Annotated in this window: 18 protein-coding genes and 1 tRNA gene; 9 read left to right on the plus strand and 10 right to left on the minus strand. The window is 69.2% G+C overall.

Annotated features, from left to right (window positions below):
- Positions 1-8: 8 nt before the first annotated feature.
- Positions 9-1,007, minus strand: a complete 999-nt coding sequence (locus ABN611_RS19565) for an acyl-CoA desaturase (RefSeq protein ID WP_350281330.1) — start codon at positions 1,005-1,007, stop codon at positions 9-11.
- Positions 1,008-1,130: 123 nt separating this feature from the next.
- Here ABN611_RS19565 and ABN611_RS19570 point away from each other — a divergent pair.
- Positions 1,131-1,202, plus strand: a tRNA-Gln gene (locus tag ABN611_RS19570).
- A 43-nt stretch (positions 1,203-1,245) separates the two neighbouring features.
- Here the strand turns inward: ABN611_RS19570 and ABN611_RS19575 are convergent.
- On the minus strand, positions 1,246-1,683 hold the full coding sequence (locus ABN611_RS19575; RefSeq protein ID WP_350281331.1) for a GNAT family N-acetyltransferase: 438 nt from the start codon (positions 1,681-1,683) through the stop codon (positions 1,246-1,248).
- Between the two features lie 159 nt (positions 1,684-1,842).
- Between ABN611_RS19575 and ABN611_RS19580 the strand changes: the two genes are divergently transcribed.
- Together ABN611_RS19580 and ABN611_RS19585 are read left to right on the plus strand one after the other, a co-directional pair.
- Positions 1,843-2,388, plus strand: coding sequence for a hypothetical protein (locus ABN611_RS19580; protein ID WP_350281332.1), 546 nt, complete (start codon positions 1,843-1,845; stop codon positions 2,386-2,388).
- Between the two features lie 93 nt (positions 2,389-2,481).
- Positions 2,482-2,769 (plus strand): hypothetical protein, encoded by a 288-nt coding sequence (locus tag ABN611_RS19585; RefSeq protein WP_350281333.1) that lies wholly within the window; start codon positions 2,482-2,484, stop codon positions 2,767-2,769.
- A gap of 34 nt (positions 2,770-2,803) precedes the next feature.
- Here ABN611_RS19585 and ABN611_RS19590 read toward each other — a convergent pair whose 3' ends face one another.
- From ABN611_RS19590 to ABN611_RS19615, 6 genes are all read right to left on the minus strand, one after another.
- A complete protein-coding gene (locus ABN611_RS19590; RefSeq protein ID WP_350281334.1) occupies positions 2,804-3,241 on the minus strand; it encodes an NUDIX domain-containing protein in 438 nt (145 codons plus the stop codon).
- Positions 3,241-3,654, minus strand: a complete 414-nt coding sequence (locus ABN611_RS19595; RefSeq protein WP_350281335.1) for a pyridoxal-phosphate dependent enzyme — start codon at positions 3,652-3,654, stop codon at positions 3,241-3,243. Before ABN611_RS19595 ends, ABN611_RS19590 begins: the two co-directional genes overlap by 1 nt.
- Positions 3,611-4,255 (minus strand): pyridoxal-phosphate dependent enzyme, encoded by a 645-nt coding sequence (locus ABN611_RS19600; RefSeq protein ID WP_350281336.1) that lies wholly within the window; start codon positions 4,253-4,255, stop codon positions 3,611-3,613. Before ABN611_RS19600 ends, ABN611_RS19595 begins: the two co-directional genes overlap by 44 nt.
- An 838-nt stretch (positions 4,256-5,093) precedes the next feature.
- Positions 5,094-5,348: a hypothetical protein gene (locus tag ABN611_RS19605; RefSeq protein ID WP_350281337.1), complete on the minus strand. Its 255-nt coding sequence runs from the start codon at positions 5,346-5,348 to the stop codon at positions 5,094-5,096.
- Positions 5,349-5,355: 7 nt separating this feature from the next.
- Positions 5,356-7,395 carry an alpha/beta fold hydrolase gene (locus ABN611_RS19610; RefSeq protein ID WP_350281338.1) on the minus strand — a complete coding sequence of 680 codons (2,040 nt, stop codon included), beginning with the start codon at positions 7,393-7,395 and terminating at the stop codon, positions 5,356-5,358.
- On the minus strand, positions 7,392-7,766 hold the full coding sequence (locus ABN611_RS19615; protein WP_350281339.1) for a YciI family protein: 375 nt from the start codon (positions 7,764-7,766) through the stop codon (positions 7,392-7,394). Before ABN611_RS19615 ends, ABN611_RS19610 begins: the two co-directional genes overlap by 4 nt.
- 94 nt (positions 7,767-7,860) lie before the next feature.
- Between ABN611_RS19615 and ABN611_RS19620 the strand changes: the two genes are divergently transcribed.
- Positions 7,861-8,790, plus strand: a complete 930-nt coding sequence (locus ABN611_RS19620) for an aminoglycoside phosphotransferase family protein (RefSeq protein ID WP_350281340.1) — start codon at positions 7,861-7,863, stop codon at positions 8,788-8,790.
- On the opposite strand, the gene ABN611_RS19625 is transcribed toward ABN611_RS19620, so the two are convergent.
- Positions 8,780-9,109 (minus strand): VOC family protein, encoded by a 330-nt coding sequence (locus tag ABN611_RS19625; RefSeq protein ID WP_350281341.1) that lies wholly within the window; start codon positions 9,107-9,109, stop codon positions 8,780-8,782. The two genes, ABN611_RS19620 and ABN611_RS19625, sit on opposite strands and share 11 nt — an antisense overlap.
- A gap of 269 nt (positions 9,110-9,378) precedes the next feature.
- Between ABN611_RS19625 and ABN611_RS19630 the strand changes: the two genes are divergently transcribed.
- The 4 genes from ABN611_RS19630 to ABN611_RS19645 all read left to right on the plus strand — a co-directional run bounded on the left by ABN611_RS19630 (position 9,379) and on the right by ABN611_RS19645 (position 13,187).
- Positions 9,379-9,810 (plus strand): hypothetical protein, encoded by a 432-nt coding sequence (locus ABN611_RS19630; protein ID WP_350281342.1) that lies wholly within the window; start codon positions 9,379-9,381, stop codon positions 9,808-9,810.
- A 154-nt stretch (positions 9,811-9,964) separates the two neighbouring features.
- Entirely contained in the window at positions 9,965-11,416 is a 1,452-nt protein-coding gene (glmU, locus tag ABN611_RS19635) for a bifunctional UDP-N-acetylglucosamine diphosphorylase/glucosamine-1-phosphate N-acetyltransferase GlmU (protein WP_350281343.1), read from the plus strand.
- Positions 11,417-11,443: 27 nt separating this feature from the next.
- Positions 11,444-12,424 (plus strand): ribose-phosphate diphosphokinase, encoded by a 981-nt coding sequence (locus ABN611_RS19640; protein WP_350281344.1) that lies wholly within the window; start codon positions 11,444-11,446, stop codon positions 12,422-12,424.
- A 31-nt stretch (positions 12,425-12,455) separates the two neighbouring features.
- Positions 12,456-13,187: a DUF1932 domain-containing protein gene (locus ABN611_RS19645; protein WP_350281345.1), complete on the plus strand. Its 732-nt coding sequence runs from the start codon at positions 12,456-12,458 to the stop codon at positions 13,185-13,187.
- Here the strand turns inward: ABN611_RS19645 and ABN611_RS19650 are convergent.
- Positions 13,180-13,848 carry a hypothetical protein gene (locus tag ABN611_RS19650; RefSeq protein ID WP_350281346.1) on the minus strand — a complete coding sequence of 223 codons (669 nt, stop codon included), beginning with the start codon at positions 13,846-13,848 and terminating at the stop codon, positions 13,180-13,182. The genes ABN611_RS19645 and ABN611_RS19650 overlap by 8 nt on opposite strands.
- A gap of 289 nt (positions 13,849-14,137) precedes the next feature.
- On the opposite strand from ABN611_RS19650, the gene ABN611_RS19655 reads away from it, so the two are divergent.
- Positions 14,138-14,776 carry a 50S ribosomal protein L25/general stress protein Ctc gene (locus ABN611_RS19655; RefSeq protein WP_350281347.1) on the plus strand — a complete coding sequence of 213 codons (639 nt, stop codon included), beginning with the start codon at positions 14,138-14,140 and terminating at the stop codon, positions 14,774-14,776.
- Positions 14,777-14,784 lie beyond the last annotated feature (8 nt).

The raw sequence follows: 14,784 nt of genomic DNA on the forward strand, positions 1-14,784 counted from the left end.
TTTACGGGTCAGGCCGCTTTCAGGGTGCGCGGCGTGCTGTCGGCGCGGCGCGCTTCCAGCCGCTCCTTGACCGGCCAGCGCACGTCGGTGACCCAGCCGCGCTTCTCGAAGAACCAGATGCAGCGGGCGGACGTGTCGAGCTGGCCCTTGAGTACGCCGTGCCGCGCGCAGGTCGGGTCCGAGTGGTGCAGGTTGTGCCACGACTCGCCCTGGCTGAGGATTGCCAGCCACCACACGTTGCCGGACTTGTCCCGGCTCTTGAACGGCCGGTCGCCGATCGTGTGACAGATCGAGTTGATCGACCAGGTGACGTGGTGCAGCAGCGCGATCCGGACCAGGCTGGCCCAGAAGAACGCGGTCAGCGCGCCGGTCCACGACCACGACCAGAGGCCGCCGATGACTGCCGGCGCGAGCAGGCTCACGGCCACCAGCAGCGGGAACATCCGGGACACCTTGACGATGTCCTTGTCCTTCAGCAGGTCCGGCGCGTACTGCCGCTGCGGGGTCTGCTCGGTGTCGAACAACCAGCCGACGTGCGCGTGGAAGAAGCCCTTGGTGAGCGCGCCCAGCGTGTTCCCGTACTTCCACGGGCTGTGCGGGTCACCGTCGCGGTCGGAGAACTTGTGGTGCTTGCGGTGGTCGGCGACCCAGCGGATCACCGGACCCTCGATCGCCAGCGAGCCCGCGATCGCGAGCGCGTACTTCAGCGGCCGGTTCGGCTTGAACGACTTGTGCGTGAACAGCCGGTGGAAACCGATCGAGATCCCGTGTCCGGCGATCGTGTAGAAGACCACCGCGAGGATGACGTCCCGCCAGCCGAGGAACCCGCCCCACGCGATCGGCACCGCCGCCAGCACCGCCAGGAACGGGATCCCGATGAACAGCGCCAGCGCGACCTGCTCCCAGGGCTTCTTCTGCTCACCGCCCAGCGTTCCGGTGTGCACGTCCTCGTCGGCCGGCACGGTACGAACGGGCGCCTCCGGGGCGGCAACGGCGGGTGGAGTCATAACTGTTCATCCCTCGGGTCAGGGGGTCCTTACCTACGCCACCGTAACCTACGGAGCCGTAGGTTAGGAACCCCTGGGCGTGTCATCCACCCCCTTCATGGCAAACTGTCCCGGCAACCACGATCCCCCGTGGGGTAATCGGCAGCCCGCGAGACTTTGAATCTCGAAGACCAGGATCGAAACCTGGCGGGGGAGCAGCTACGAACCCCGGCTCGGGACCCTCTGAGCCGGGGTTCGTTCATTGCTCGACGGTGAACCGGTAGACCTGCGAGTTGCGGAGTTGGAAGCCGAGGCGCTGGTAGAGGCGGTTGGCGGCGGTGCGGTCGGGGCGGGAGGTCAGGTCCACGGTCCGGGCGCCGGCCGCTGTGGCGAGGCGGAGGGCTTCCTCGGTCAGGAGTGCGCCCACGCCTTGGCCACGGGCGCTCTCGTCCACCACGACGTCCTCGATCCGCGCGCGTAAGCCGGAGGGGATCGGAAACATGACCAGCGTCAGCGTGCCGACGATGTTGTCCGGGGCGCGCGCGATCAGGACCGTGTTGCTCTCGTACGACACCAGCCGGGACAGCGCGGACTCGTCCAGCGGCCGCGCGGACCGCGACAGCTGAGGCAACAGCCGCTCGAAGGCGTCGGTTACCTCGTCGGTGACCTCAGCGAGTACCTCGATCGTGACGTTCATGCCCGGACCATACTGATTTCGGAGGGTGCGGTCCGCTAGTCGCATCGCTGGTGCCGGGTGGGTGCTTGTGGCTGGCAGTGGGCTCGGAGGACTGCGGGCCCAGATCTGGGACGCGAGTGCCAGGCCCGCGGTGGGCAGTTGGGGGCTAGGTTGTGCTTCGTGAGTCGGTCGAGGGGGTTGCTGTCCGGTCTGGGCGGCGTACTGGCGTTGTGGTTGTTTGTTGCGTTGGCAGGGTGTGGCGGTGTCGCATCGGAGGCGGATGTGGATCGGGTGCCTGAGCGGTTCAGGATCGTTCCTGACGACTATCACGTGCCGTACGCCGGGACCGCCGCGGACGGGCGGAAGTTCTTTCTCAGTGACGAGCTCTTCGATCCTGGGACCGGGGCGGCGTACGTCGGGGTGTTCCTGTGGAAGACGGACGGGACGTTCGACGAGTTGAAGGTGGACGAGGTTCGCCGGCCCAAGGGCCTTCCTCCGGCGCAGGCGGCGTCGGCGGGCGCGGATCAGCTGGTTGCGGCGCGGCTGCGTGAGCTCGGCAAGTACGTCCTCGAGCCGATCGACGTCGCCCCGTTCACCGTGGACAGGAACGGCGTCACCTTCGGTTGGGTGGTGGATCAGTTCGAGGGCGAGTACTCGATCCACATCGAGCCAGGCAACTTCATCGCGTACTACGAACCCTGGGACGGCCTCGAGTACGACACGTAAGAGGTAATAGGACATGGACGAGCATCGTGCTGTTCGAAATCCGCCGTTCGACTGGGCGTTCGTGCTCGATCAGGTGGTGAACAGGCTCGGGATGTGGGTGGGCGGCCTACCTATGAGCGGGTCGCGCTGGTGACGGGATTCGACCTGGCGCAGCCGGACAGTATTCATCCGCGCCTGCAAGCTCGAGGGGTCGAGCGTCACAACAGCGGCTCGATCGCGTGCCCCCAGGTACTGCTGGAGGAGGCGATCGGGGCTGACCCCGCTGAGCCGCGTGACCTCGGGCCGCTGTCTCCGGAGCAACACGCTCGGGCCATCGCGTCCGCCGGCGACGACGACGACGCACAGGACGACGCACAGGACGACGCACAGGACGATGCGTAGGGATTGCGGGCAGCGTGCCGGGCGCCTACTCGACTTACCGCAGGCTGAGGAGATCGGTCAGCAAGTGGCCGAGTTGGGGTGGGTAGATCGTTTCGGTCGTGGTGATGAGGCCGGCCGGGCGCCACCAGTGGAAGCCGAGGATGGTGCGGGTCTCGTACTCGGTCAGGTCCGCCGGCGCCGGGATGAAGTGGTCGACCCGGTGCAGGAGCCATTCTTCGTGTACGTCGAGCGTCCTGCCGTCGAACTCGTACGTGTGGTCCCGCGACCAGACCGGCGTACCTCCAGGCAGCTCGACCAAGCCGGTTTCCTCGTAGGCCTCGCGTGCGGCGGCGGTCTGGAGGGACTCGCCGGGTTCGACGCCGCCGCCGACCGGATACCAGCATTCCGCCTGTGTTTGTGGGTCTTTGGCGTGGATGAGGAGCACGCGGTCGTCCGGGTCGACCAGCAGGAGCTTCACCGCGAGCCGCGCCATCAGAGGCCGACCCAGCGCCGGTACTTGTCCTGGTCGACGTTCCCGCCGCACACGATCGTCACCACGTGGCGGCCGGCGAAGCGTTCGCGGTTCTCCAGTACTGCGGCGATGCCGAGCGCGGCCGACGGTTCGACGACGAGGCCCGCGTGGTTCAGGAGCAGGCGCATACCTGTGATGATCGACGCTTCCTGAACGAGTACGGCGTCATCGGCGACGACGAGGAGATCGTCCAGCACCTCCGGAATCGGCCGCCGCCCGGCGACACCGTCGGCGATGGTGTCGATCGAATCGGTGGTGATCACGCGCCGCTCCCGCCAGGACAACGTCAACGCCGGCGCTCCGACCGGCTGCACACACACCACCTCAACCTCAGGCGCAAGCTCCTTCAACACATGCCCGACCCCAGTAGCCATCGCCCCACCCCCCAAGCGCGACCAACACCACCGGCGCACGGTCCGCCTCGAGCTTGTCTTGCGTTAGTGCGTTGGCGATTTCGAGTCCGATGGTGGCCGCGCCTTCGCAGGTTTCCAGGTCGAGGCTGTCTTCGAGGAGGCGGATGTTGTGGTGGTGGGCCAGGGCGGTGGCGCGGTCGCGGGCGAGTTCGTGGTCGCCGTCGACCAGTTCGAGGGTGGCGCCGAGGGCTCGGATGCGGTCGAGTTTGGCGGTTGTCGCGAACCGGGACGCGACGACGGTGACGTCGAGGTCGCGGTCGCGGGCGGACCAGGCGAGGGCCTGGCCGAGGTTGCCGGCGCTCGCACACACCACCGCACGCGAGTCGCCGGCGGCGAGCTGGCTGGCGACGACCTCGGTACCGCGACCCTTGAAGCTGCGTACCGGATTCGCGGTCTCGAGCTTGATGCTGATCGCACACCCGAGCGCGGGCTCCAGCGCCTCACACCGGTACAGCGGACTGTCCAGAAACACCGGATCGATCACCCGCTGCGCCGTACGAATCCGGTCGAGGTCGAGCCGCGTCCTCACCACACGCCGCACCTTACGGTTCGACCAGCCCATTCGCCGAGTCGTGGAGTTCGGCTGCGTTTGGAGAGCCCTGATCCACGACTCGAGGTCAGGGGCCGGAGCCAAACGCCACGACTCGGCGAAGATGTCAGGTCAGGACGGGGCGCCAGGGGTGCGTGGGGTTGTGCAGGGCGATGTGGTTGTGGAGCCACGTACGGCGGCGTGGCTCGAGGCGGGGCGCGACGTCGTGGAAGTCCGCGGTGTCTTTCGGGCGGGTACTGCGGGACTTGAAGAGCAGGACGAGTTCCGGCGTCAAGGTACGGCGGGCCGTCGGATGTTGTCAGGGTGATGTCGTCGAGGTGTTTGCGGAGGGTGCCGCGGCCGCGGTGGTAGATCCAGTCGGGGCCGTCGGAGGCCGCGAGGATGATGCGGAGCGGTTGCGGGAACAGATCGTCGGGGAACGCGAGTATGTCGGGACCGGGTGTCAACGTCTCACCTGACTCCCAGGGCCGTTGCTCGCCGGTGTTCGGATTCTCGACCGTCGGTCGCGGATCGGTGAACGTCTGGGCGACGCGGTCGAGATCGCGGGCCAGGACGAGTACGTCGACGTCGGTGTGCGGTCGCCGTACCCGGTCGAACAGGTCGAGGGCCCAGCCACCGGCGATCCAGTAGCGGGCCGGGTAGTCGGCGAAATGCGTCTGGACGAAGCTCAGCTTCATTGGGGGTCTCTCTCGCAAGCAGCAGGTCGGATGCGGTGAGCCCCGGGGAGAGTCAGAGCCGCCGGGTGGGTCGAGGCGGCACCGCGCAGGAACTGCGCATAAAGACCACCTCCTCGTCGCTCTGACGCTCGGCCCCGATCGTACCGACGCCGGGCCGAGTTGGCGTCCCGGTTTCAGGCAGTCCAGGCGGCCTCGAAGTCCGCGGCGGTGATCTCGTACGGCGCAAACTCCTCGCCGGACAACGGGATCAGCGCACGCCCGCCGTGTTCGTCTTCCTGGTGTGTCTCGTCGTACCGGAGCGTGGGGCCGGTCGCGTAGACCTCGAGTTGTCGGAGGACCCAACCGTCGGCGTCGACTTCGAAGTACCAGTTCGAGGTGCCCCAGGCCCCGAGCGGTTCGTCCCAGGTGCGCTTGTAATAGGTCGGCATGCGTTTCTCAGTTGTCCAGGAACTCGCGGATGTGCTGGGCCCAGCGTTCCGGGTGTTCGAAGTGGCACATGTGGGCGGTGTTGGGGACTACTGCTAGTTGGCTGGGGACAGCCTTGTGCAAGCGGTGGGCGAGTTGGACCGGGAAGCCCATGTCTTTTTCGCCGTGCAGGATGAGGATGGGTTTGGCGAAGGTGCGCAGGATGTGTTCGGGGTCGCCCGGGCACCACGGGTGCATGAGGCCGTTGGTCGCGCGTTCCTCGGACCAGTCGCCGAGGTCGGGGCCCAGGGATTCCAGCAGCCGCAGGTACTCCGGCGCGCGGTCGAGGTCCCAGACGAACACCGTGGAGTTGCGCAAGGCACCGTTCGCCTCGTCCTCAAGCCGCTGCCGGCGCTGGTACTCCTCCCACCCGGCCAAGTAAGCAGCACTGTCAGCCGACGGGTACGCCGACGTCGACGCCAGCACCAACCGCCGTACCTGCTCCGGATGCTTGTCGACGAACTGCATCGCCGCCCGCCCACCCGTCGAGAACCCGACCAGATCGACCACCCCGAGCCCGAGCCGGTCGATCAACCGAGACGTGTCCTGTACGACGTACTCCGGCTGCAACGCCTCCGCCGGTAACCCGCGACTGCTCTGCCCGCACCCGCGGAAGTCGAACAGCACCACATGGTGGTCGCGCGCCAACGGCTCGAACCCAGGCACCAGATACCCGTGCCCGACATCCGGCCCGCCGTGCATCACCACCACGGAAGGCCCCGCACCCCGCCGCCCGAGCTCCCGCACGAACAACGTCACCCCGCCGACGTCCACCAGTGAGCTCATCTCCCGCACCCTGCCAGGCGCCACCGACAGAGCGCTGAGCCGTTCGTGCAGATGTGCCCGCTCGGCCGCGTTCTCACACGCCGCGATCGCAGCCTCGTAAGCGATCCGCGCCTCGGGATGGCGCCCGGCGCGGACCAGCAGTTCGGCCCGTATGGCGGGCAGACGATGACCGGGCAGCTCGAGCCCCGCGAGCAGCGCGAGCCCGTCCGCGGCGGACGACGCCTCGGCCACCGCGACCGCCCGATTGAGGCGCACCACCGGCGACCCGGTCAGCGCTTCGAGTTCGGCGTACCACTCGCTGATGCGTTCCCAGTCGGTGCCGTGCGGGTCGGAGTGTTCCGCGGCGATGAGCGCCTGGAGCAGGTACGGCGTCGACGGTGCGCGCCGGGCCAGTGGGGTGAGAAGGGCGAGCGCGGCCGCGATCTCGGGCATTTGCCACCGCGTGCGGTCCTGGTCCGGCAGCAGCACCAGCTTGCCGTCCACGACCCGCGCGTCGCGGCGCGCATGCTGCAGCATCATCAACGCCAGCAGGGCATCCAGGTCGTCGTGGTGCGCGACCTCACGCAGCACCTGCACCAGCCTGATCGCCTCACCAGCCTGGGCCGCCCGTACGACGTCCGCTCCGGAGCCGGGCGCATACGCCGCGGTGAAAGCGAGGTACGCGATATCCGCGACCGCACCGATCCGCTCCCGCAGCGCGGCACCCACGGGTACGTCGAACCGCGCGCCGGCGAGCCGTTTGCGTGCACGCGTCAGCCGTGCGGCCATTGTCGCGGTCGGAACCAGGAACAGCCGGCCGATGTCCGCGGTCGGTACGCCGAGCACGAGCCGGAGCGTGAGTGCGGCGGCGGACTCCGGCGCGAGTGAGGGATGCGCGCACAGCAGGATGAGCCGCAGCCGCTCGTCCACCGCGCCGATGTCAGCCGAGGCGGTGACCAGCACCTTGCGCGCGTTCTCGGTGATCTCGGCCTCGACCGCGAGCAGCGGCAGGGACTTCGCGGCCACGGCTTCCGCACGCAGCCGGTCGAGCGCGCGTCGGCGGGCGGCCGTCAGCAACCAGGCCGGCGGATTGGCTGGTACGCCGTCGCGCGGCCACGTCCGCGCCGCCGCCTCGAAAGCTTCCGCGAGCGAGTCCTCCGCGAGGTCGAGTCGCCGGAACTGCGCGACGAGCAGCGCCAGCAACCGGCCCCACTCGTCGCGCAGGGCGGTCTCGAGCGCGGTCACTCGTCCGGCACTCCGACGTCGAGGCACTCGCGGACCTCGATGTCGTACTCGCGGGGCAGCAGCGCCGCCACCTCCAGCGCGGTCGCGAGGTCCGGTAGTTCGACGAGATAGAACCCGCCGAGTTGCTCGACCGTCTCGGCGTACGGGCCCTCGGTCACCTGCCGCCCCGCGCCGTCGGGTCGCAGCGTGCGGGCGTCCCGCGGATGCACCAGCGCCTCACCGCCGCGGAATCGGCCACGTTCGCGGACGGCCGCGGTGAACGCCCGGTAGTCGGCGAACACGCGCTCGCGTTCGTCGTCGCCGGCCGCTTCCCAGCGGGCGAAGTGGTCCGGCTCGGCCATCAGGATCAGAAAGCGTGTCAGGTCAGCCATCGAGTTTCCCTTCCGAGGTCCTGTCACCGCGATGACGCGCACCGGGACCCGAAATCGACAGACACCCGCCGGACTCGCGGCTACTGTCACCCGCATGTCGCTGCCGAACAGTCTCCTCCACGAACAGCTCGACGCACTCGGGTACCGCGACGCGGAGCAGCTCGCCATCGGGATGCAAGGTGCGGTGTACCGGCTCGGCGGTGAGAAGGTCGCGAAGATCTGGTTCCACGCGGACGAGAACGAGTTGCGTACGTTGGCGGAGTTGTACGGCGTACTCGACGGACGGCTGCCCTACCGGACCCCGCGGATCCGCGAGCTCCGGCGGCCCGGGGCCTACTGGGTGACGATCGAGGACGAGCTGCCGGGCGTCCCCCTGTACGAGCTCGCGCCGGAATTCGGCCGGCCGGGATGGGAGCGCGCCCGGGACTGCGTCGTCGAGGTGGTCGAAGCGCTAGCGCAGCTGGAAGCGCCGGAGGTTCTCAGCCGTACGACGGTCCTCGACGAAACCGGACCCTTCCGCCCCGAAGGCGTGTCGTGGCGAGAGGCGCTGACCGGTCTCGTCCGTCGACGGGCCGCGCGATTCGACACGAAGCTCGTCAACGACTTCGACGCCAAACTCGAGGCGCTGCTGGGCCGCCTAGCCGACCTCAAGGAGCCCGAGCCCCGGTTCGTCCACGGTGACGTCACCGCCGGCAACATCCTCGTCGACGACGAGCTGCGCCCGGTGACGCTGCTCGACTTCGGTCTGCTGACGATGGCCGGCGATCCGGTGTTCGAGGCCGCGGCCACCGCGAGCGTCATCGACCTCTGGTCGCCCAGGGCCCGCGAGGTCGAGGCGGCGTACGACGCGGCGTTCGCCACCCGCCTCGGGTACGACCCCGAACAGCTGCTGCTCTACCGCTGCGCCTACTCGCTGATCATCGCCAACGCCCACGACAACGACCCGTACGACCGCGACAGCCACGCACCCCTGACCGCGAAGCTGTTCAACTCCCCGCACGTCACCGCGCTGCTCAGCCGATGACGCAGAACACCGTGCCGTCCGGCGCCTTCAGGACCACGAAGTCCGCGTTCGGCGGGTAGGTCCAGTCCTCGACCCGTTCCGCGCCGAGCCCGATCAGCCGCTCGACTTCGGCCTCGGGCGTCGAGGATCCGTCCATCCAGAGGTCGAAGTGCGTGCGGTCGGTGCTGTCGAGATGCACCCGGGTGGGCGGTGTGCCGGCCGCCGGGACGAGGAAGTCGGGGTTGCCGTCGGCGGTGAGCCCGAGCGCGGCGCGCCAGAAGTCGGCGGACGGACCGGTCTGCGGGACGTTCAGGACGATTGCTCCGAGTCTGAGGGCCATTTCTCCAGGTTGACAGAAACCTGGCCTGGCGTCCGGCCGAACGTACGGCGGAACGCCGCGATGTACGCCGACGCACTCGAGTACCCGACCCGCCCTCGCCGCCGAGGTCCAGTCCCTCACGGTCCCGCCGGGCACCTTCCTCTTCGCCGCGGCGAGGCCGACGCCCTCCGCCCGCTCCGCACCGGGCCGAAGACCCACTCGGTAGTCATCGGCTACTGGAAACGAGGCGAACCCGACCACGAGGACCACTGAGATGTGACGATCTCCTGGTGGCGAACCGTGGGTGGCTCAATCGGGACGACCAGTTCCTGCCCGGGCAGGTGCTGTTCTCGTCCGACCGGCAGTTCGAGGTGTGGGTCTACACAGTGAGCCACTCTCAGCTTTTGCTGCGAGCACGCGCCGATGACGAGCACACCACGACCCTCGACGTACTGTTCAAACCCGTCGATGCGGTGCGGCTGCGGATGTCGTACGACGGGCTGACGGTCCGGTGCGCCGACCAGACCGAGCGGACCGAGGTCCTGCTCGAGCAGCAGATCCCCGAGCCTGGGCAGGGCGTCCGTGTGCTGAAGCTCGACGGCGGGTACGTCGTCTGCGGTGCACTCGGCTGGCTCGAGGACGACCGCGACGGCCGAGCCCCGAGCGACCTCGCCTCCTTCGCACCCGCCACCGACCCGTCCCGCATCCTCGGCGGCGGCTGACGGCCGGTCCTCGCCCGGGCCCGGCGTGAGATGGCTCTCGCTGGGCCGTGCGAGAGCACATCTGGTGAGCAAGTAGGCTTGCGCGGGCACTGTTTCGGGTGCCCATGCTGATACTTGTTGAAAGAACTCGCAGGGAACTCGAGGAGAAGACCGCGTGACTTCCCATCGTCCCGCGGCGGTCGTGATCATGGCCGCCGGTCTGGGAACCCGGATGAAATCGGCGACCCCGAAGGTGTTGCACGAGATCGGCGGGCGCAGTCTCGTCGGTCACGCCGTCGTCACGGCCCGGGCGCTGAGCCCGGAGCACCTGGTGGTCGTGGTCGGCAACGGCCGCGAGCTGGTCGAGGCGCACCTGAAGACCGTCGACCCCGAGGCCCGCACGGCCGTCCAGGAGCAGCAGCTCGGCACCGGCGACGCGGTCCGCGCGGGGCTCACCGCCGTACCGGACGACTTCGACGGTTCGGTGATCGTCACGTCCGGTGACGTCCCGCTGCTCGAGGCGGAGACGCTGCACGACCTGGTCGCCGAGCACGACAAGCAGGGCAACGCTGCCACGGTGCTGACCGCGCGCGTCCCGGACCCGACCGGGTACGGCCGGATCGTCCAGGCCGCGGACGGCACCGTCGCGGCGATCGTCGAGCACAAGGACGCGACCGACGAGCAGCGCGCGATCGACGAGATCAACGCGGGGATCTACGTCTTCGACGCGGCCACGCTGCGTGACGGCCTCAGCCGCCTCACCACCGACAACGCCCAGGGCGAGCTCTACTTGACCGACGTCCTCGGCATCGCCCGCGGCGACGGCAAGCGCGTCGGGTCCTACATCACCGACGACGCCATGCAGACCGAGGGCGTCAACGACCGCGTCCAGCTCGCGGCCCTGCGCGCCGAGCTGAACCGCCGGACCCTGGTCAAGCACATGCGCGCCGGCGTCACGATCGTCGACCCGAACACCACGTGGGTCGACCAGACCGTCGAGCTGGCCCGCGACGTCACCCTGCTGCCGAACACCCAGCTGCACGGCGCCACCACGGTCGGCAGCGGTACGACGATCGGCCCGGACACCACGCTGACGGACCTGGAGATCGGCGAGAACGCCACGATCATCCGCACCCACGGCTCGCTCGCGGTGATCGGCGACGGCGCGAGCGTCGGCCCGTTCGCGTACCTGCGCCCGGGCACCAAGCTCGGCGTGAAGGGCAAGATCGGCACCTTCGTCGAGACCAAGAACTCCACGATCGGCGACGGCGCCAAGGTCCCGCACCTGACGTACGCCGGCGACGCCACGATCGGCGACGGCGCGAACATCGGCGCCGGCACCATCTTCGCGAACTACGACGGGGTCGCGAAGCACCCGACGCACGTCGGCAAGCACTCCTTCGTCGGCAGCAACTCGGTCATCGTCGCGCCGCGGACGATCGCGGACGGCGCGTACCTCGCGGCCGGTACGGCGCTCACCGAGGACGTCGGCCCGGGCGAGATCGCGGTCGCGCGCGGCCGGCAGCGCAACATCAAGGGCTGGGTCGCCCGCAAGCGGCCCGGCACCAAGACCGCCGCGGCGGCCGAGGCGGCACTGGCCGACCAGCCGGACGAACAGCAGTCCTGAGCAGCGGAACAACGGGAGGCGCGGGCGATGAGCGGGATGAAACGAACCACCGAGAAGAACCTGATGGTTTTCTCCGGCCGGGCGCATCCCGGTCTCGCCGAGGAGGTGGCCGAGGAGCTCGGCGCCGGCCTGGTCCCGACCCAGGCGTACGACTTCGCGAACGGCGAGATCTACGTCCGGTTCGAGGAGTCGGTCCGGGGCAGCGACGCGTTCGTGATCCAGAGCCACACCTCGCCGATCAACGAGTGGATCATGGAGCAGCTGATCATGGTCGACGCGCTGAAGCGGGCGTCGGCCAAGCGGATCACGGTGGTGCTCCCGTTCTACGGCTACGCGCGGCAGGACAAGAAGCACCGCGGCCGGGAGCCGATCTCGGCGCGGCTGATGGCCGACCTGTTCAAGACCGCGGGCGCCAACCGGCTGATCTGCGTGGACCTGCACACCTCGCAGATCCAGGGCTTCTTCGACGGCCCGGTGGACCACCTGATGGCGCTGCCGATCCTCAGCGAGTACGTCGCGAGCAAGTACGGCGACCAGCAGCTGGCCGTGGTCTCGCCGGACGCCGGGCGGATCAAGGTGGCCGAGCAGTGGTCGGCCCGGCTCGGCGGCGCGCCGCTGGCGTTCATCCACAAGACCCGCGACATCGACCGGCCGAACGAGACCGTCGCGAACCGTGTCGTCGGTGAGGTCAAGGACCGGGTCTGCATCCTGGTCGACGACATGATCGACACCGCCGGCACCATCACCAAGGCCGCCGACGCCCTCGTCAACGAGGGCGCCGCGGACGTGGTGATCGCGGCCACGCACGCGATCCTGTCCGGGCCCGCGGTGGACCGGCTGAAGAACTGCCAGGCCAGCGAGGTGATCGTCACCAACACGCTGCCGATCTCCGAGGAGCGCCGCTTCGACAAGCTCACCGAGCTGTCGATCGCACCGCTGATCAGCCGCGCGATCCGGGAGGTCTTCGAGGACGGCTCGGTCACCAGCCTGTTCGACGGCCGCGCCTGACATGCGGGTCGCGGTCTTCCATCCCGGAGCGATGGGCTCGAAGCTCGCGGCGCAGCTGGTCAGTGCCGGGCACGAGGCGCACTGGGTGCCGGAGGGCCGCAGTGAGGCGTCCAAGGCGCGGGCGGACGAGGCCGGTCTGATCGGTACGCCGTTCGCCGAGGCGGTCCGCGCCGCCGACGCGGTGCTCTGTTCCTGCGCACCGCAGGGCGCGGTCGACATCGCGCGACAGGTCGGCCGGGAGGGCTTCACCGGCTTGTACGTCGAGGCGAATCCGCTGTCCCCGGCGTCGCTGGATGCCGCGCGATCCGCCGTACCCGAAGCGACGTTCGTGGACGCCGGTGTCGTCGGTCCGCCGCCGATCGGTGGGCCGAGCCCCACGCACCTGATGCTCTCCGGTACGGCGGCCGCGGAGGTCGCCGCACTGTGGGCCGGTACGGCGGTCACGCCGATGGTGGTCGGCGCCGAACCAGGCGCGGCCAGCGCGGCGAAGTCGTCGTACGCCTTGTACAACAAGGGGAAGGCGGCGCTGGCGGTGCTCGCGTTCCAGCTCGCCGAGAAGCACGGCGTCACCGAGGCGCTGGTCGCCCAGCAGACCCGCGCGGACGGCGGTTCGCTGAAGGACCCGGCCCTTCCGGAGCAGCTCCGCGGCGTCGCGTGGCGCTGGGGCCCGGAGTTCGACGAACTCGCCGAAACCCTCGACGCCGCGGGTCTCGACGGCGACGCCGCCCGGGCGCTCCGCCAGGTCTGGAGCGGGCTCAGCTGAACGCCGGCCCGCCGTAGTCCCGCAGCACGAACGGCGGGATCAGGTCGACCAGGCGGCTCATCGCCTCCAGCCGGGCGAAGACGTCCGGTACGGCGAATCCGCCCGTACCCCAGGTGACGAACGCGTTGCCCGCGATCTGCCACTCCAGGCCGGGGTTGTGGAGCACGCACTCCATCATCCGCGGATGCATGACGGCCGAGCCGTACCGGTCGTCGTCGCACTCCACCCGGAACCACTCGTTGAACCGGTCGTTCTCGAGTTCGAGATCGCGGCCGCGGAACATCCGCCGCAGTCCCGACTCGTGCATCACCGTCAGTGGCGGCAGCGCGACCGGCAGTGTCACGGCGACCAGATGCACCGTGTGCGTCTGGGTGGTCTTGCCGTTGCTCGTCACGTATGTGTAGTCGAGAACGCACATGCCGCGCCCGCGGTACTCACCGGCGTACGACTCACCGGGCGCGCCTTCCTTGGAGAGGTTCGCGGCCACCTGGAGGAGCCACGGGCTCGGCGGGACCGGATACCAGCCGACCGAGGCGACGTGCGCGGCCCGCTGCCGCAGGGCCTCCCGCCGCCGGCGCAGCAGTACGACAAGCAGCACGGCCATGCCCCCGAACACGGCCAGCGGGAGCACCATGACGAGTACGGCGAACGACGACATCACTGCGGCAACGTACCGAAGACCGGGTCCGGCAACAGGTCACCGCGCACGCCGCCGGACCGGGAGCAAAGTGCCCGGGACCACGGATTTCCCGTCTGGGCGCGCTCGTGGGTAGACTGTTTTGGTTGCCTCGGCGAGGGACGCCCCCCGAGAACTGTTGGGCGCGGCTCCGTGATCGACGCGGTGGTTCGTTGCCTGACGCCTTCTCCGGGGTCAGCAGGCGCCCGCTGAGGCCGCAGCCGAGTTCCACCAGTCAACAGATCACCGCAACGCTTTTGAGGAGTGTCATCTCGTGGCCGAGGTCAAGATCCAAGCCGAATCGCGTACGGAGTTCGGCAAGGGGGCTGCCCGCCGAATCCGCCGGGACAACAAGGTTCCCGCCGTCCTCTACGGCCACGGCAGTGACCCGGTGCACATCACGCTGCCCGGTCACGACACCATGCTGGCCCTGAAGACCGCCAACGCCCTGCTGCTGATCGAGGTCGAGGGCGGCGAGTCCCACCTGGCGCTGCCGAAGCAGGTCCAGCGCGACCCGCTGAAGGGCTTCATCGAGCACGTCGACCTGGTCATCGTGAAGCGCGGTGAGAAGGTCCAGGTCGAGGTCGCGGTGCACCTCGAGGGCGAGGCCGTCTCCGACGCGCTGGTCGTCACCGAGCACCCGGCGGTCCTGGTCGAGGCCGAGGCCACCCACATCCCGGAGAACATCGTCGTCTCCGTCGAGGGCCTCGAGATCGGCGCGCAGATCCACGCGTCCGACCTGACCCTGCCGGCCGGCGCCACCCTGGCGATCGAGCCCGACACCCTGATCGTGAACGTCACCGCCCAGCCGACCGCCGAGCAGGTCGACGCGGAGATGGCCGAGGCCGAGGCGGGCGTGGAGAAGGACGAGCCGACTCCCGCCGAGGAGCCGGTGGCCGCCGCGGCGGAGTAGTCTCTGCC

This window comes from Kribbella sp. HUAS MG21, from assembly GCF_040254265.1.
Classification (GTDB): Bacteria; Actinomycetota; Actinomycetes; order Propionibacteriales; family Kribbellaceae; genus Kribbella.